Origin of the sequence: Alteromonas sp. I10, assembly GCF_003201515.1 — a bacterium.
Lineage (GTDB): Bacteria > Pseudomonadota > Gammaproteobacteria > Enterobacterales > Alteromonadaceae > Alteromonas > Alteromonas macleodii.
In genome coordinates, this window is sequence record NZ_QJJN01000007.1 from 153,372 (window position 1) to 170,236 (window position 16,865).

The following is a 16,865-nucleotide window of genomic DNA, read 5'->3' on the forward strand; positions in this document are numbered from 1 at the left end:
CAAGCATGGTCTCGAAAAGCCGCTTTAATGTATAATGGTGGCTTTATCACAAACCAAGCTAGTTAATTATGAGTTTAGGCACAAACAGTGCTGACGCGTCGCCATTAAATGCTGCGCAAAGTAAGCAAAAGTACAACTTCAACAAACTTCAGAAACGACTTCGCCGCAATGTGGGTAAAGCCATTGGCGATTTCGGTATGATTGAAAACAACGACAAAGTAATGGTGTGTTTATCTGGCGGTAAAGACAGCTACACCATGCTAGATATTTTATTGTTTTTAAAGAAGATTGCGCCTATTCACTTTGATATCGTTGCGGTTAATCTTGACCAAAAGCAGCCTGGTTTCCCAGAACATATCTTGCCTGAATATCTAGAAAGCATTGGCGTTGACTACAAAATTGTAGAAGAAGACACCTACTCTATTGTTAAAGACAAAATTCCAGAGGGAAAGACAACATGCTCTCTCTGTTCTCGCTTGCGCCGTGGTATTTTGTACCGCACGGCAAAAGAGTTAGGTGCGACTAAAATTGCATTAGGTCATCACCGCGACGACATGCTAGAAACGTTTTTCCTCAATATGTTTCATGGTGGCAAGCTTAAGTCTATGCCGCCAAAGCTAGTCAGCGATAACGGTGAACACATCGTTATTCGTCCATTGGCGTACTGCACAGAAAAAGACATCGAGAAATATTCTCAGGCCGCTGAATTTCCGATTATTCCTTGTAACCTTTGTGGCTCACAAGAAAACCTACAGCGCCAAAACATAAAGGCTATGCTTCAAGACTGGAACCGTCGCTTCCCAGGTCGTATAGAGTCGATGTTCCGCGCGCTTCAAAACGTAGCGCCTTCACACTTAATCGACAGCAACCTTTATGATTTTAAAGCTATAGCTACACAAGAAGGCCCGGTTGAAGACGGTGATATCGGGTTCGATGAACCTTCTTTCACTACAGAAAATAGTTCGGACTTCAGTGATGAAGATAATACTATTGAAGTAATAAACATTATGGAACCTAAGTAAATGAAAATTGGACTTGCGCTAGGTGCCGGTGCCGCAAGGGGCTGGACTCACATTGGCATAATTGAAGCATTAGAAAAACTCGGCGTAAAAATTGACGTTGTAGCGGGATGCTCTATTGGTGCCTATGTTGGTGCTGCCTACGCAAGTGGCAAGCTGGAAGGGTTGAAAGAGTGGGCATGTTCCCTCAGCGACTGGCAGGTACTTGCTCTTATGGGCGTAGGACTTAGACGCGGCGGCATTGCCAGCGGACAGAAGGTTTTCGACAAGCTAGCAAGCGAGTTTTGTGAATCGACTTATGAAGACATGCTTAAGCCGTTTGCGGCTGTGGCTACCGACCTTTATACCGGCCGTGAAGTAGTGTTTAACTCTGGTCCTATCGGAGACACCATTCAAGCATCCTGCGCTATTCCCGCACTTTTTGCGCCCGTAGCACATGGTGATCGTTGGCTGGTAGACGGTGCCGTTGTAAACCCTGTACCGGTGAACTTATGTCGCCAATTAGGGGCCGATTTTGTAATCGCGGTTAACCTTAACGCCGATTTCCGACCACTTCGTCTTGAAAAGTTGAGACAAGATCATGAAGAAAACCAGCGCAAAACCGAGGACTTTTTTACAAAGAGTCAAAACGTACTACGCCAATGGTTCTCTCCTGACAACAAAGAAGAAAAAGCCCTAGAGAAAAAAGATGAAAAAGACAGCGTCTCGGCTGGCAATGTAAAGACAGAAGAAGGCATTGCTTCTGATGTGATTGAAAAAGTGGAAGAAGAGTTGACCGAAGTCCCCGCTAAAGTGAACAAGCGAAACCCGCCTGGAATTATGAGCGTGATGAGCAGTTCACTTGAGATACTTCAAGCTCGCGTCACACGTTCACGTTTGGCTGGCGACCCGCCTGACATTCTTATTGAGCCTCAGCTTACCGACGTGGGTATTATGGAATTCCACAGAGCCGAAGAGCTATGCGCGAAGGGCGAAGAAACCATCGCGCGTTTAGCAGAGCAAATTAGGTATCAGCTTCTTACCTAATCCCAAATATGCATTTAGCTTGAAGCCATAGCGGTAACACGTAGCGGCGCATGAGGCAGTGTTAAGCCTTTTGCGTCGTTGATCCAATCTTGTTCTAGATGCAATACGCCGTTATTGATTTGCACACCTTGTGGAGTAATGAAATCTAAATTCTTGTCATCAAACTGAATCATCAAGCCCTTTACCGAAGGCATCATGAAAGACAAAAAGCTTCCCATTTCATTAAAGAAAGCTTCGTACTGACCATACAAAAACGTAAGGTCGTCTTTTGTGTAATACTGCTTAAGATATTCCGGCTTGGTTTCAAGTTGTACCGACATATCACACACGTTCGCGCGTTCGTTTAAATCGATGCGAACCAGTGCGTTGGCAAGTTTCAGGGCCTTTTCAGTAGGCACCGTGAATCGCCCTTCATCACTCACTTCTAAGGGCATTGTTTTCTTATCGGTTACGATAGACGCTCCGTTAACTTCACATAAACGCCCTTCGCCAACACGAACAAACCCGAATGCAAACTGAAGTGCTTGGGTATCTTCATTATCCAGCTTTTTAACATGGCTATAGAAACGGCTGTACTCAACATCTATCGTTTCAGCAGCAACGGAAGAACTGCCTACACCAATAAACAGAGATGAAGCAAAAAATAAAGCAGCGCGTATCATTCGGATAAAAACTCCTCGTTAAATAGGATCATAGTTTGAAGCTCTTCAACATAAGCGGCTCCTCGCTCAGAATAGTTCATTAGCCCTTCAGCTAACGCAACACCAGTAATAGGAATTTGGTTTGCACGCAGTCGACTGCGGATCTCTCTTAAATCCGCATACGCGTCGTGGCGGTTTAAATTTCGCATGTAGGTGTACGTTGCACGCGACAAACTGTCGAATTTGGCAACTTCATGAGATGCCCCATCGTTTCGACGGTTAGGAACAAAACCACACCCCTTAGAGAAACACCATAAGCCAAAGAAGTTATAGCCCTTTCTTGCGAACCGGCTGGTGCCCCAAGCTGACTCATTCGCGGCTTGCACGAGCACGAGTTCGGCTGGTAGAACATCAATCTTTTGTAGCAAAGCTAGCAATTTTGATTTTAGCGGCTGCGTTGGCTTAACTCGATATTCCTCTTCTAACCATTCAAGCCTTGCCATATCTTCTTCAGAGAGCGTCTCGTTAGCTAACGCCTTTCTATATAAGGTTTGTACGTAATGTCTTAGCGTGAGTAGATACGCATTCTGCTTCTCTATTTCGGGACGTAAATAGTTAAAAAATGCCTCTTTCTTCTCTTTTACATCTGTATAGGCAGAGAAGTTAGGCACCGGCTTTTTAGCTTCAACCGTTTGCGGTATATCTAAAATATCCGGTTCGTCCTCAGTAAAAATTATGGCGTTAATGACGATTACCGCCAATACGCCTAACGTAATGAGGACAATTTTAAAGGTTTCACGCTTATGCATCGAAGCTAGACTCATTCACATCGTTTTCAGATGCTTCCGTGCTTACTCCCTGCTCGCCAATCAGTTCCTGATAGAGCAAGCCCATCATACTAAAATAAAAAGGTAATACCCAAATAAGTGAAAAGCCCAGCGTTAATGGCACCGACACAAACAGTAAAAAGAACACACCAAATATGCTGGCGATTTGAGCCCAGTATGCATTAAATACGCGACACGACAGGATGATCGCGCTAATTGGCGTTAACTTTCTGTCAGCAACCAACATAAGTGAAAAGGACGAGGCTAAATAAAAATAAACGCCGGGTATAATAAGCAACATCATACCTAGTTGAACAAGAATACTGTTCACTAGCTGAGTTAGCGCCAGCAAAAATATCAAGGGGAAAAACTGGAATACGGTAAATACTGAAGTTTTAGTGCCGCGGGCAACAAAAACGCCCATCATATACAACCCCGTCAACAGCGGGGCAACGATGCAGATTGCAACAATTTCTATGATAGACTGATGCTCGAATACATAGGTCCCATCGTCATTTATTGTGATGTACTGCTGAGCAAATACACCTAACACGACAAACGTCAAAAATAGAACAACACTTCCCTGCAGCAATGATGAAAAGTTTGCCTTTGTTAAACCGGCAGCGCGGCGCAATAGACCTTTGGTATCAAATTGATACTGTTTAGACAACGTATTGTTCAGGCGGTCTTGGTTTACGTCTTTCACACAACTCTCTTATCTTTTTGAAAAATCGGCGCGATTATACCAATTCACAAAAACAAATGCCTGTTTGTAAGGTAAACAAACGTTAACCTAGTACTAATTTCGCAGCTAAACCGACGAGTAGCACCCCCATCGCACGGTCTAACCAATACCCTTTTTTACCAATAAGATCAGCTACTTTACTGGTGCTCAAAAGGTATGAAAGAAAACAGAACCACAGTCCAGTAGCTATAGCTAAATAGATACCGTAGCCAAGTTTCACTGTAAATGGAGTATCAATACTAATAATTGCAGTAAACAATGAGAGGAAAAATAGCGTTGCTTTTGGGTTTAGTCCATTTGTGAGAAAGCCCATCCAAACTGCGCGCTTTGCAGATATGTGGGATGTTTTCTTTTCAGCGTTAACTGCCTGGTCCTGCTTTACAGGCCCGCTTCTAAGCGCACCAAACGCAAGGTACAGTAAATAAGCTGCGGCGGCATAGCTAAATGTGGTGAATAACCATGGAGTAGTTGCAATAACCACACTAAGCCCCACTAACGAGTAAGCCACATGCAGTAATATAGCTAAGCCAATCCCTATACTGGTGTACATGGCGATACGTCTGCCATAGGCCACGCTGTTTCGAACAACCACCGCGAAATCTGGCCCTGGGCTAGCAACAGCCACAAGGTGTACCAACGCAATGGTAAGAAACTCATTCATATACTGCATGTTATGCGCCTCCTACAGCGCGTACTTTGACATTAATTGATCAACCCATTGTGGGACGATGTGAGAAGCAGGGCCTGTTAGCGATTCATCGAACAATGCATTAGTTACGCCCGGCTCCAAATTTGCCTCTATGGTGTGTGCGCCACTTTCTTTAGCGATCTGAACAAAACCCGCGGCAGGATAGACATTACCTGATGTGCCAATGGCAATAAACACATCAGCCTTTGAAAGCGCATCGTAAATCTCTTCCATGTACATGGGCATTTCACCAAACCACACGATATCCGGTCGTAAGGTTACTCTGTTGCAACACGGGCATTTAGTGGTGTGATCAAAACTATCACTCCAGTCAAAAGTCTGCTGGCTTATAGCGCAGCGCGCAGATAGCAGCTTGCCATGCATATGGTAAACAGACTGGCTTCCACCGCGCTCATGCAAGTCATCCACATTTTGAGTAACCAACATCAGGTTGCTACCGAACGCTTTCTCAAGTTTGGCCAGCGCCTCATGCGCTGCATTAGGATTCACGTCGTCTTGCTGTAACTGCGCACGTCGAGCGTTGTAAAAGCGATAAACTAAGCTAGGATTTTGTTCAAAAGCCTCTGGGGTGGCCACCTCTTCTACGCGATGATTTTCCCAAAGGCCGTCATTATCCCGAAATGTCTTTAATCCAGATTCAGCGGAAATACCCGCACCGGTAAGAATAACAATATTGGGTAGAGATTGATCAGATGGCATCAGGTTGTTCTTACTCTGTAGTTATAGCGCTAATTATACGATTAGCATGTTGTATATTTACTTAGTTAAAAGCCGCGACTCTTTACATATCTTTGACCACAGGATATTGAGTATCAGCGCCCCACTCTGACCAAGAGCCATCGTATACTGAAACCTGAGTAGCGCCGCACAATAATGCCGCCACTCCAATTATGCAGGCGGTAACGCCAGAACCACACGTACAAATAATGGGTTTGCGTAAATCGATATTAGCGCGGTCAAAAACAGCCTTAAGCTGCTCAACTGGCAAAAAATGCCCGCTTTTGAGTAAGGTGTCAAAAGGAATATTAAACGCACCAGGCATATGACCTGAACGTACTCCTTCACGAGGCTCTGACACTTCTCCTTTGAATCGCGGCGCGCTGCGCGCATCAACAAGTTGTGCTTCAGTATTTATTGCCTGAAGTACTGCACCGGAATTTGCGAACCAACCAGGCCTAGGCGTAGCTTGATAGGTTAATTTTCCGTATTGTTGTTGTTCTGAAACCGGCAGCGCTGCTTTTTCCCATGCAGGCTGTCCGCCATTTAATATATAAACATCTTGGTGGCCCAACGCTTTTAACATCCACCACACTCTTGGCGCAGAATATATTCCACGGGTATCGTATACCGTAATAGGTGTATTCGCAGTTATGCCCTGATTACCAAGATAAATTGCAAGGTCATTTGCAGAAGGCATACTGTGAGGGAGACCTGTAGTGTGATCGCTACCTTCACTATCTAAGTCAAAGTCGACTGACGCAGGTAAAACCATTGCCGTGCGCGTATCTGGTGTTTTTGAAACGGGGTCGTCCATTAACGCTCGTACAAGCGTTACCGGCTTTTGTTGCATTACATTGGCTAATTCACCAACTGAGAGCAATACCGATGCCATTACATTCTCCTAAAAGGCACCCACATCAGTGAGTGCCCTGTAATACCCCGATAAAACAAATCGGTACGTATTCAAACACATTACATAGTTAGCTAACCAACTAACCTATGTTGCGGATCTACTTAGCTAAGAGCTGCGATAGCCGCGTCGTAGTTCGGCTCTTCTGTTGTTTCTGCAACTTGCTCTGTGTAAACCACTTTGCCTTCGGCATCGATAACCACTACTGAACGAGACAGCAGCCCAGTAAGCGGCGCTGATTCAAAGGTAACACCATAGTCATCACCAAAGTTTGAGCGGAAAGACGAGCCTGTAAGTACATTTTCAATACCTTCAGCACCACAGAAACGACCCGCTGCAAACGGAAGATCTGCCGATACACAGATAACTGTAGTGTTATCCAATTTTGCCGCTTCTTCGTTGAATTTACGGACAGACATTGCACATGTTCCCGTGTCGATTGAAGGGAAAATGTTTAATACCACATTTTTTCCTGCAAGCTCAGACAGTGTTACTTCACCCAAATCTGCTTTCACTAATGTAAAGTCTGGTGCAGATGTGCCTACTTCAGGAAGCTGACCCTTTGTCGTAACTGTATTGCCTTGAAAAGTAACTGATGCCATTCGCTTTCTCCGTGTTTTGTTAATATGAAATAGTGGATGTAAAACAATACTTTCGCAATTAAAAGTGACGCTTTTTAAATATTACTTTTAACCTGCGACTCTGCAAACGCAAGCTTATGCTGCAAATGCGGCTTACCTTTTAAATATTCCCGTCTAAACACACTGAAATAATGCGCTAAGGTTTGCGCCCCTTGCTTCTGCTGCGCAAGGTCTAAAACGCTAATACCAACTTCAGCAGTACAGTGTTGGAAATCATGGGTAGATTCGCGTAGTAAATAATCTGACGCTACGTCCATACTCACGCCCAACACAGGAAAGTCATGCAAGTAAGGGCTCTTCACGAACATTTTTTTTGCTTCACGCCACGTTCCATCCAAGAAAATAAATAGTAACGTTTTCCCAGTATTCAATGGTGGCGTATCAATACAACGTTCAGCTGCAGCATATTCGTGTGGGAATACCACGATAGGAAAATATTTTTCGTTGCGAAGTAACGCCAATAGCGCCTCTTCTGGCTCGGTGCGCTTCCACAAAAATGCGTGGTTATCTTTAACCACGTCCGCAATTAAACGACCGGTATTAGTAGGCTTATAATATTCACCTTTGTACATCAAGAACAAAACCGCCACATCAGTGCCAGCCTCAGGCTTAAATTCACAAATACAGTTTTGCGTTGGAAGCAGACATGCGTCGCAGCGAACTACTTTACTCCCACGAGCGTGGAATGGACGTTCAGCACGAGATAACTCGTCTAAACGAAGTGACATAACAGAATTCAAGATAGTACGTCTTTGCCAAAATTTTTACGGATTTTACCATAGAAACGTGTGATAAAAGAGCGCAATTATCTTATCAATTTTTTGATTAAAGTTTGGAAAATTGGGAGTAGATAAATGGTGCCCGGGGCCGGACTTGAACCGGCACGCTGTTACCAGCGAGGGATTTTAAATCCCTTGTGTCTACCAATTTCACCACCCGGGCATCGGGTTGCTTTTCAGCAAAGGTGTCAGGCGTAGAACCTGATGCTGCGTTGCAGCGTTTGGAGGCGGAACCCGGAGTCGAACCGAGATAGACGGATTTGCAATCCGCTGCATAGCCATTCTGCCATTCCGCCAGATGCGTCTGGCGCGTGATTAAAACTCATCTCTAAGAGATTGGAGCGGGAAACGAGATTCGAACTCGCGACCCCGACCTTGGCAAGGTCGTGCTCTACCAACTGAGCTATTCCCGCATGTCTTAATCGACCATTTCGTTTGGTTGATGTCCTCTCGAAATGTGGGGTGCATTCTACCTACCCATTCAAAACTGTCAACACAAAAAAGCGTTTAAATTGAGATAAATGCGGTTTTTTATGATCGTTTGCTATTTTTTTATTCACTTTGATTAATGTACGATCAATTTCACTTTACTGCGCCACTTCGAAGGTGTGGCCAGGCCGCTTTTGTATAAACAAACATTGACCAAATTGACAGCACTGCTGAGAAATATAAAAGAATATAACCTAAAGAAACCCAATAAATAGTTATGCCCATAAAGGTTTCTAATCCCGACAACAAGCCAATTAAGGCTAACATTTGCGCAGTGGTTTTTGCTTTACCTATAAAAGACACTTTAACCGCATCCCTTACACCACTCGAACCCATCCATTCACGTAACGCCGACACATAAATTTCACGAACCAATAGCGCAATAGATGGCAACGTGATCCACAGGTTTGCATAACTATGAGTAATCATAAGAAGAGCAGCGCCCACAATGAGCTTGTCTGCTACAGGATCTAAGAATGCACCAAAGGGTGTAGACTGCTGTAGTTTTCTTGCTAGATAGCCGTCAAACCAGTCCGTTATTGCCGCAAGCCAAAAAATAAATGCGCCTGCCTCGTGCGCCCAGCGCCAATCAAGAAAATAAACAACTACAAATACAGGAATAAGGATTACTCGGAATAAAGTAATACAGTTTGGAACAGTCCACATAAAAAGTACGTCTCGGTGTTATGCCTCTATGGGCGTTTTAGCGCGGTAGCGTATAAGCTCTGCATCTTTCATTTTTCTAACACATTACCTTAATTTGTAATGCATTGCTTGTTACTCATTCATTTATTGATGAAGGTGGTCGTAAATAGTTTCCGCCAGTTCAGGGCTTATACCAGGTACATTTGAAATTTCATCTTTGCTGGCTTTCTTAAGACCCTGCAAGCCCCCCATGAATTTAAGCAGTGTTTGTCTGCGTTTAGCACCAATACCAGGTATGCTTTCCAAACTCGACGTGGTTTTAACTTTCTGGCGTCGGTTGCGGTGCCCAGTAATGGCAAATCGGTGAGACTCATCGCGAATATGCTGAATAAGGTGAAGCCCTGGCGAATGGCTGTCCATCGGCAGAACCTGATGGCTACCTGCCAGTATTAGTGTTTCTAAGCCAGGCTTACGGGTGGTGCCTTTTGCCACGCCTAACAGCATAGGCTTTTTATCATGGGGCCAATCTTCAAAAAACGCTTCTGCTTGGGCAAGCTGTCCTTTACCACCGTCTATTAATAGAAGGTCAGGTATTTTTTGCACTTCTTTCACTGACTTGTAGCGACGTTTTAACGCCTGTGCCATGGCCGCGTAGTCATCACCTGGGGTAATGCCTTCTATATTATATCGGCGATAGTCACTTTTGTGCGGACCTTCACGATTAAATACCACACACGAAGCCACCGTTTGCTGGCCAGACGTGTGTGATATATCAAAACACTCCATGCGTTGAATAGGCGTATCAACTTCCAGTGCCGCTTCTAAGTCGAGATAGCGTGCAAACACAGACTTTTGCTGACTGTATTGAGCATCTAACGCAGTTTGCGCATTTGACTGCGCCAGCTGCAGGTACTTGCGTTTCTCTTCTCTCGCCCCTTTAAAGAACAGGACCTTGTGTCCCGCTTCACTGGCTAGTACATCTGCTATAGCGTCTTCGTCAGTTAATGTATTGCTAAGTACTATCTGCTTGGGAATAACTTTGTTACCCGCCAGATAGAACTGTAGGAAGAAAGATTCAAAAACTTCTTGTTCATCGGCAGTGTTGGGGACTTTGGGAAAATAGGCCTTGCTGCCTAACAACTGCCCTTCACGAATAAACATTACCTGAATACACGCCATATTGCCTTTGAACGCAAACCCAAACACATCCATTTCGTCTTGAGTACCGGCAACCCACTGTCGTTCTTGAACTTTTCTTAGTGCATTAATCTGATCGCGGTAACGGGCAGCAGCTTCAAAGTTGAGTGCCTCGCTGGCTGCTTCCATCTTTTCCACCAGCCCACCAATGACCTGCTGGTTTTTACCTTTCAAGAACAAGCGTGCAAAATTGACCTGCTCTTTATATTCTTCATCGCTCACATAGCCTTCTACACACGGCGCACTGCAGCGCTGCATCTGATACTGAAGACAAGGTCTGCTGCGTGCTCGGTAATAGCTATCTTCGCACTGACGTACGGGGAAGATTCGCTGCATTGAACGCAAGCTTTCTCGCACCGACCACGCACTGGGGTATGGGCCAAAGTATTCGCCCTTTTTCTTTTGAGGGCCGCGATGGAAAGAAAGCCTTGGATGTTCGTGGTCGGATAAGAAGATAAAGGGATAAGACTTGTCGTCACGCATGACCACGTTGTAACGCGGTTTGTATTTCTTGATGAAGTTGTTCTCAAGCAAGAACGCTTCGGTTTCGCTGTTTACAACCGTGACATCCATGTTCGCAATCTGACTAACTAGCGAACGCGTTTTGGCGTTATCAAGATTACTACGAAAATAGCTTGATACACGCTTTTTAAGGTTTTTGGCTTTTCCTACGTAAATAACCTCTTCCTGACTATTGTACATGCGGTACACGCCAGGTTGAGAGGTTAGATTCTTAAGAAATGCTGCTGAATCAAATGCAGACATAATCACTTTGACGTTGCGCGTCTAGTGACGCTTAAAAGGTGTTAGGATTGATAAGCTTATGACGATAGGCCAAGTGCGTTAGCTCTACATCAGAATTTACGCCTAACTTTTGAAACATTCGGTAACGGTAAGTATTAACCGTTTTTGAGTTAATACTGAGTTCTCGGGCTATATCCGGCACTTTGTGACCTTCGGTTAATCGCATTGCTATTGTAAGTTCTCTACTCGATAGCTCGTCAAACGGATTATCCGAACTAGGCAATAACTTACCGATGGCGATGCTATTGGCCACTTCTTGATCAACATACTTTTGTCCTGCCGCAACTTTATGGATAGCGCGTATTACTTCGTCTGGCTCTGCATCTTTTGTCAGAAAACCGTATGCGCCTGCGTCCATAACTTGCATTGGAATAGGACTTTCCTTGTGCATTGAAACACAAATAACACGCGTATTTTCAGACATACGAACAATTTTCTTTGTCGCCTCCAGTCCACCAATACCGGGCATATTCACGTCCATGAGTACCACATCTGGCGCGTTTTTTCGGCACAAAAGTACCGCGTCTTCACCGTTCTTCGCTTCTGCGAGAATAGTAAAATCGTCTACGTCTTCCAGAATCCGGCGTATCCCTGTTCTGACCAAATCATGGTCATCTGCTAGGATTATTTTTATCACTCTAGTATCTCACTGACTTCAGTTTTACATACAACTGGAATAAAGACTGATAATGCTCATTAATGAGAAGTATTACCAGCCTTTAACCTTATCCAAGTCATCATACCACGAGATAAGAATTCGTGAAGTAGAGATACACAATTTGAAACTAAATTATTGATCTAGATTACTTTTAGGCAGTTATTTAGGTAATTCAAACCACAAGGCCACACTTTCCTCTGAGGCTTTCAGACGAATGATGTCTTGCTCGTAAATACCCAAAGCATCGCCTGCCTCTATTTCAACTGCATTCGTTTCACTGTCTACCACAGCCTGTACATTACCGCTAATCATATGAAGGTAACCCTTTTGGTCTTCAGTGCCATGCTCCCATGTTTCGCCAGCTTTCAAAGTTAAACGGCTGATTGCCGCATTTTGCTTAATGCGTAATGACCCTTCCCTACCGTTATCACTTACTAATAATTCAAACTTTGAATCATGGTTATTTCCACCCGCCTGTGTGCCAAAGGTTTTTTGCGCATAGCTGGGCGTACCGCCTTTTTCATTGGGCACAATCCAAATTTGCAGAAAGTTAACAGGCTCTTCAGTAGAAGGGTTAAACTCAGAATGCATAATACCCTTACCTGCACTCATTACTTGCACGTCACCCGCAGGCACTACGTACTCATTACCGGTATTATCCTTGTGCTTTAAAGCACCGCTCACAACATATGAAATTATCTCCATATCTCTGTGACCGTGGGTTTCAAAACCTCTGCCGGCCTGAACAACATCATCATTGATAACCCGTAGCGCTGAAAACCCCATATGTTTTGCATCATAATAATGTCCAAACGAAAAGCTATGTTGGCTTTTTAGCCAGCCAAAGTTCACTTTTCCTCTTTCATTCGCTTTTCTCAAATACATCATCTTGCATTCCTTATAACCGTAAGCCGCCACTGACTCTTCTGCCCAAAAGGAGTAACGCTGGGCGATAGAACATGTGTTAAGGGCTAATTGTTTAATAAGGCCATTTTAATCCTCTTTAATAGAAATAAAATGTCATATATTTGAGCTTATTATTCTAATATTTAGAATTAAACTAACTGTCGGTCAACAGATGCGAGTTAAGCTACGCTAAGAAATAAAGCACAGTCTTTGCAGCGCGGTTTCTACAACCGCAGGGTGACAGGCTAAATTTAGCCTAATATGGTGTGGAGAACCAAAGCTCGCGCCGTCGTTACCTATCACGCCGCGCTCAATACATCCTTCCACAGTGGTCACGGGTGAATATTTGAGAGGTTGACGAGAAGCGTCACCTAAAGGAGCTTCATCCACAGAAGCGATACTGTTCGGCTGTATTAAATGCGAAGGGAACGTTGAAAGGTCTAGCCACAAGAAATAACCAGCGCTGCCCATTGTATAATTAACAGATAAACCATAGTGCTCAAAGAAGCGCACAACAAGCTTTCGGTTGAAGCTCAACGCACTTTTTACGCTGTCTAACCAAGTACTTCCCTTCTCATAGGCGGCAATCAACGCAACTTTTCCTAAGTTACTTGCGTTAAGGTGCCTGCTATTAATAGCTTGGGCAAACGTCTCTCTGATCGTTTTATCCTTAATGACCGCATACGATGCACCTGGAATACTCGCTAGGTTAAACGCCTTGGACACGCTATTAATGTGGATAATTCGCGGCAGTTGATGAGTATGGATGTTACCACCGTTTAGACTTTCTTGGCGACCCTTGCTCTTATTGCTTACCTCTGCACCAAACATGGGGATTAGCGTTGGTTCATTTGACGAGTTAAATGCAAACTCGCTGTGCACCTCATCAGTGATCATTAAAATATCGTTCTTGGCGCAGAAGCTCATAATAACACGCTGCTCTTCTGCACTTAATACTGTACCTGTAGGGTTATTAGGATGGCAAATCACGAATGCAGCCGCAGCACTATCGAAGGCTGAAGTATCTATAGTTGCGTTAGAACTTTCGACGTCTTCCTGACGACTCTTGTCGCTATCCTTTGTCGCGGTAACTTCAGAAAGCTTAGTCTGAATTTGACGCGTGTTTTGAATGACTGGAATAGATACTGGCGTTAAGCCGTTATTATGAATGGTCTCTGTTAAAGGGGAATAGGTTGGTGTTAAAACCATGACTTTTTGACCAGGTTGGCAAAAAGTGTGAAGTGCAACGTCTATTGCTCCTATTGCGCTCGCAACATCCACAACATCGCCACTTTCCACTTTAAATCGACTACTTTTTTGCGTGGTACGCTCAAAACGTTTTGCTACCGCGTCACCGATATCAAGGGACTGATATCCATAAGTAGAGCGAAGGTTTTGTGTAATCGCGCTGAGAATTTCATCACAAGGCGGGATGTCCATATCCGCTATCCACATTGGAATAGGGTCTTGCTGAGACGCGACAACGTTCGCTTGAGATGAAGACGCGCCCTGAAAGCGGCGAAATATCGCTGAATATTTAAGGCGGGTTTGATCGAGTTTCAGGTGAGAAGGTGCCTGCCATACATCCTTGTAAGGCATAAACTCGCTTTGCATAGCGTTGAACACGGGGAGATGGCTTAGCGCGTTGCTCACCTTCATATTATCCTATTTATATAGCCTTACGCATTTACTATTGGCTAAAGGCCTTCTGAAATCTATTATATTTATAAGCGCGAAACACGTGTACCGCGCTCACTTTAAATTGCACACACACTTTAATAGACACCGTGTTATTCTATCTTTTCAAACACGTTAAATTCAGAAAGCGTATGTTGGTATTTCCGCTTTGTTTCTCGAATGACAAATGGAATGTCTTTAGGTTCAGCAATTCGTTTAAAGCTCTGACCTAATGCATCTTCAAGCGCCTGAGTAGAACTAAGCGTTTCACCATTTTCATCTTTATATCCGCCCAACCATTCACTTCTTTCGGTATACTCTTCCAACCATGTAAAGGGGCTGGCGACAACGAGCAATCCACCTTTATTTAGCCGCGTGGCCATGTCCGTTAATACCTTTCTTGGACGATACACTCTATCAATAAGGTTGCCTAAGAAGATCAAGTCGTAGCCTGTGAATTGCGGCTTCAAATTACACGCATCACCTTGTGCGAAAGCAACCTTGTCTACACTGTCATCTAAACCGAGCGCAGAGAGCTTGCGCGCCTTAAACGACGTAAGTTCACCTTCTTCTATAAGGTTATAGCGTATTTCACCACGCTCTTGCATCTCAAACGCTGTTTTTATAAAACGTGCAGAAAAATCGATGCCATCGACATGATCGAAGTATTTTGCAAGTTCAAAGGTAGAACGACCAACTGCACACCCCAAATCTAACGCTTTAGCGTGTTGACGCCCTTGCATAGCGTCAATACAAAACTGCGCACTGGCTTTAGCAAAATTAGGGACGCCGTAGTACTCGTCGCCGTAATGGAATTCACTGTATTGCGAAACCTGTGTATCACTTTCATAATCAAAATCGTTCACTGCTATAACTCGCTTTCCTTGAACATACCGAAACCCCGCGTGCTGAAAGAAGTGGCGCCTAAAAGCGTAACGACTATCTTTCATTGCTTCGTTACCTGTAGATACCCAACTACCGCCTTTAATGAGGTTATGCTTATTGTCGAATGTTGGTGTTGTAAAGTCGTCATATAGAGGATGAACGATAAAGCCCTCAAACGGATAGATGGGTGTTTCTGTCCATTGCCATACGTTGCCAACAACATCATAAAATTCGCCGGACTTATTAACATTAACAGGTTCACTCGACGCATACTTTTGCAGCGCTATGTTGAATCCTTCGCTGTATACGGTTTGTGTTACACCAGCCTGCTGTCGTAACGCTTGCCATTCATTTTCAGTCGGCAGACGAATAAGATCACCCGTTTTTTCACTCAAGTAGTTACAAAAAGCTCTCGCTTCATGATAATTCACATCCACAGGCCAATCTAAAGGTAGTGGATGCTCTTCAAGCATGCTGCGATATAAATAATCATCACCCTTTTTAATCCAAAATACAGGATACTGAGCTTTAGTGTATTCACGCCACTTATTGCCTTCAGCCTCCCAGTATTTTGCGTTGTTATAGCCGCCGTCTTGCACAAATGATAAAAACTCACCATTACTTACAAGAAATTTAGACGCACTAAACTCGCTAACGGATTCTTGCTGAGAACCATATTCATTGTCCCAGCCGTAATAAGCACTGTCCCACGCTTTGTCATTTATAACTTTCTGTGCCGGAACGGTCATTAAAACATTAGCCTCTAACGCTTCAGCATTAGTTTGCATAGTGCTACATGCAGGCCATTCTGGGCTGGGGCGTACCGATGCAATGGGTAGCTGTCTGATTAGAACAGATGAGGTTTCTAAATGAATACGTTCATGCTCTATTCCCATTACAACGGGCCACATTGGGCTTTCCCAGTCAATCGGCATGCTAAAAGCCATGGTATCGATCAGATCGCAAACCAAGGTACGAACTTGATTTCGGTATTGTCTTACCTCTTCAACCTGGGGCCAGTCATAATTATCGTCGTTTAAATCATCCCAACTCATCTCATCGACACCAATAGCAAAGAGCGATTCAAATTTAGGATTAATGCGCTCGTTTATCGCTTTGGAAAGAACAAGTTTGTTGATGAAAAACGTAGCTGTGTGGCCGAAGTAAAAAATTAGCGAATGGCGCAACTTTTCAGGGCGCTGATAAAAAACCTCATCGTTGGCAAGACAAGAAAAAAGTGATTCATAGGTATTAAAAGAATCGAGAAAATAAGCCTTAATTTCTCGTCTTTTTTTGCTCAACGGTTCCTTCCCTTAAATTGAGTGTGGGCATTGCCTGCATAATGTCCTCTCGAAATCTCGTAACTACTAACCAACTGCGTAGGACGAAGGATGCCTGCAAAAGCGCAAAGCCCTTTTTCATGCCATTATGATTTCAGTTGATTGTCACCTTGTTATCTATACCAAACTTTTGTGAAGAAAGCGTGATACGACAAGTGTTATTTATGAAGTGTTCCTTAATTACAATATACAGACAGGATGAGATCAGAAAATCTTTCACCAACCTCGCTAGATGGCGAACAATTTT

Annotated in this window: 15 protein-coding genes, 3 tRNA genes and 1 pseudogene; 2 read left to right on the top strand and 17 right to left on the bottom strand. The window is 44.0% G+C overall.

Going from position 1 to position 16,865, the window contains the following annotated elements; genetic code table 11:
• Positions 1–68 precede the first annotated feature (68 nt).
• Both ttcA and BZA03_RS14415 read left to right on the top strand, forming a co-directional pair.
• A complete protein-coding gene (gene ttcA, locus BZA03_RS14410; protein WP_110289138.1) occupies positions 69–1,022 on the top strand; it encodes a tRNA 2-thiocytidine(32) synthetase TtcA in 954 nt (317 codons plus the stop codon).
• A complete protein-coding gene (locus BZA03_RS14415) occupies positions 1,023–2,045 on the top strand; it encodes a patatin-like phospholipase family protein (protein ID WP_014979378.1) in 1,023 nt (340 codons plus the stop codon).
• Between the two features lie 14 nt (positions 2,046–2,059).
• Here the strand turns inward: BZA03_RS14415 and BZA03_RS14420 are convergent, their stop codons facing one another.
• The 17 genes and pseudogenes from BZA03_RS14420 to ovoA all read right to left on the bottom strand — a co-directional run bounded on the left by BZA03_RS14420 (position 2,060) and on the right by ovoA (position 16,619).
• Positions 2,060–2,707, bottom strand: coding sequence for a DUF2987 domain-containing protein (locus tag BZA03_RS14420; protein ID WP_075177958.1), 648 nt, complete (start codon positions 2,705–2,707; stop codon positions 2,060–2,062).
• On the bottom strand, positions 2,704–3,495 hold the full coding sequence (locus BZA03_RS14425) for a glucosaminidase domain-containing protein (protein WP_014949601.1): 792 nt from the start codon (positions 3,493–3,495) through the stop codon (positions 2,704–2,706). Before BZA03_RS14425 ends, BZA03_RS14420 begins: the two co-directional genes overlap by 4 nt.
• Positions 3,488–4,219, bottom strand: a complete 732-nt coding sequence (locus BZA03_RS14430; RefSeq protein ID WP_014949602.1) for a stress protein — start codon at positions 4,217–4,219, stop codon at positions 3,488–3,490. The genes BZA03_RS14425 and BZA03_RS14430 overlap by 8 nt, the downstream gene beginning before the upstream one ends.
• Before the next feature lie 82 nt (positions 4,220–4,301).
• Positions 4,302–4,928 (bottom strand): LysE family translocator, encoded by a 627-nt coding sequence (locus tag BZA03_RS14435; protein WP_110289139.1) that lies wholly within the window; start codon positions 4,926–4,928, stop codon positions 4,302–4,304.
• Positions 4,929–4,940: 12 nt separating this feature from the next.
• Positions 4,941–5,666: a Sir2 family NAD+-dependent deacetylase gene (gene cobB / locus BZA03_RS14440; protein ID WP_014976629.1), complete on the bottom strand. Its 726-nt coding sequence runs from the start codon at positions 5,664–5,666 to the stop codon at positions 4,941–4,943.
• Between the two features lie 82 nt (positions 5,667–5,748).
• Positions 5,749–6,579, bottom strand: coding sequence for a sulfurtransferase (locus BZA03_RS14445; protein ID WP_014976630.1), 831 nt, complete (start codon positions 6,577–6,579; stop codon positions 5,749–5,751).
• A 122-nt stretch (positions 6,580–6,701) separates the two neighbouring features.
• On the bottom strand, positions 6,702–7,199 hold the full coding sequence (gene tpx, locus BZA03_RS14450) for a thiol peroxidase (RefSeq protein ID WP_110289140.1): 498 nt from the start codon (positions 7,197–7,199) through the stop codon (positions 6,702–6,704).
• A gap of 74 nt (positions 7,200–7,273) precedes the next feature.
• The gene (locus BZA03_RS14455) at positions 7,274–7,966 is read right to left on the bottom strand and encodes a tRNA-uridine aminocarboxypropyltransferase (RefSeq protein WP_014949607.1); all 693 of its coding nucleotides are present in this window, start codon (positions 7,964–7,966) and stop codon (positions 7,274–7,276) included.
• Between the two features lie 127 nt (positions 7,967–8,093).
• Positions 8,094–8,180 (bottom strand) — tRNA-Leu (locus tag BZA03_RS14460).
• A 59-nt stretch (positions 8,181–8,239) separates the two neighbouring features.
• Positions 8,240–8,313, bottom strand: a tRNA-Cys gene (locus tag BZA03_RS14465).
• A 41-nt stretch (positions 8,314–8,354) separates the two neighbouring features.
• A tRNA-Gly gene (locus tag BZA03_RS14470) sits at positions 8,355–8,430 on the bottom strand.
• A gap of 169 nt (positions 8,431–8,599) precedes the next feature.
• Complete coding sequence (pgsA, locus tag BZA03_RS14475) at positions 8,600–9,172, bottom strand: CDP-diacylglycerol--glycerol-3-phosphate 3-phosphatidyltransferase (RefSeq protein WP_110289141.1); 573 nt, start codon at positions 9,170–9,172, stop codon at positions 8,600–8,602.
• Positions 9,173–9,295: 123 nt separating this feature from the next.
• A complete protein-coding gene (gene uvrC / locus BZA03_RS14480) occupies positions 9,296–11,113 on the bottom strand; it encodes an excinuclease ABC subunit UvrC (RefSeq protein ID WP_110289142.1) in 1,818 nt (605 codons plus the stop codon).
• 31 nt (positions 11,114–11,144) lie between these two features.
• Positions 11,145–11,789: a UvrY/SirA/GacA family response regulator transcription factor gene (uvrY, locus tag BZA03_RS14485; protein ID WP_014949610.1), complete on the bottom strand. Its 645-nt coding sequence runs from the start codon at positions 11,787–11,789 to the stop codon at positions 11,145–11,147.
• A 180-nt stretch (positions 11,790–11,969) separates the two neighbouring features.
• Positions 11,970–12,698, bottom strand: a complete 729-nt coding sequence (locus BZA03_RS14490) for a pirin family protein (RefSeq protein ID WP_110289143.1) — start codon at positions 12,696–12,698, stop codon at positions 11,970–11,972.
• 207 nt (positions 12,699–12,905) lie between these two features.
• Positions 12,906–14,369, bottom strand: a complete 1,464-nt coding sequence (locus tag BZA03_RS14495; RefSeq protein WP_110289186.1) for an aminotransferase class I/II-fold pyridoxal phosphate-dependent enzyme — start codon at positions 14,367–14,369, stop codon at positions 12,906–12,908.
• A 137-nt stretch (positions 14,370–14,506) separates the two neighbouring features.
• Positions 14,507–16,619 (bottom strand): annotated as a pseudogene (gene ovoA / locus BZA03_RS14500) (5-histidylcysteine sulfoxide synthase).
• Between the last annotated feature and the right edge of the window lie 246 nt (positions 16,620–16,865).

Coding starts and splice junctions, on each gene's coding strand:
- BZA03_RS14425 (WP_014949601.1), bottom strand. CDS start 3,495: ATGCATAAGCGTGAAACCTTTAAAATTGTCCTCATTACGTTAGGCGTA.
- BZA03_RS14445 (WP_014976630.1), bottom strand. CDS start 6,579: ATGGCATCGGTATTGCTCTCAGTTGGTGAATTAGCCAATGTAATGCAA.
- tpx (WP_110289140.1), bottom strand. CDS start 7,199: ATGGCATCAGTTACTTTTCAAGGCAATACAGTTACGACAAAGGGTCAG.
- pgsA (WP_110289141.1), bottom strand. CDS start 9,172: ATGTGGACTGTTCCAAACTGTATTACTTTATTCCGAGTAATCCTTATT.
- cobB (WP_014976629.1), bottom strand. CDS start 5,666: ATGCCATCTGATCAATCTCTACCCAATATTGTTATTCTTACCGGTGCG.
- uvrC (WP_110289142.1), bottom strand. CDS start 11,113: ATGTCTGCATTTGATTCAGCAGCATTTCTTAAGAATCTAACCTCTCAA.
- BZA03_RS14455 (WP_014949607.1), bottom strand. CDS start 7,966: ATGTCACTTCGTTTAGACGAGTTATCTCGTGCTGAACGTCCATTCCAC.
- BZA03_RS14415 (WP_014979378.1), top strand. CDS start 1,023: ATGAAAATTGGACTTGCGCTAGGTGCCGGTGCCGCAAGGGGCTGGACT.
- BZA03_RS14490 (WP_110289143.1), bottom strand. CDS start 12,698: ATGATGTATTTGAGAAAAGCGAATGAAAGAGGAAAAGTGAACTTTGGC.
- BZA03_RS14420 (WP_075177958.1), bottom strand. CDS start 2,707: ATGATACGCGCTGCTTTATTTTTTGCTTCATCTCTGTTTATTGGTGTA.
- ttcA (WP_110289138.1), top strand. CDS start 69: ATGAGTTTAGGCACAAACAGTGCTGACGCGTCGCCATTAAATGCTGCG.
- BZA03_RS14435 (WP_110289139.1), bottom strand. CDS start 4,928: ATGCAGTATATGAATGAGTTTCTTACCATTGCGTTGGTACACCTTGTG.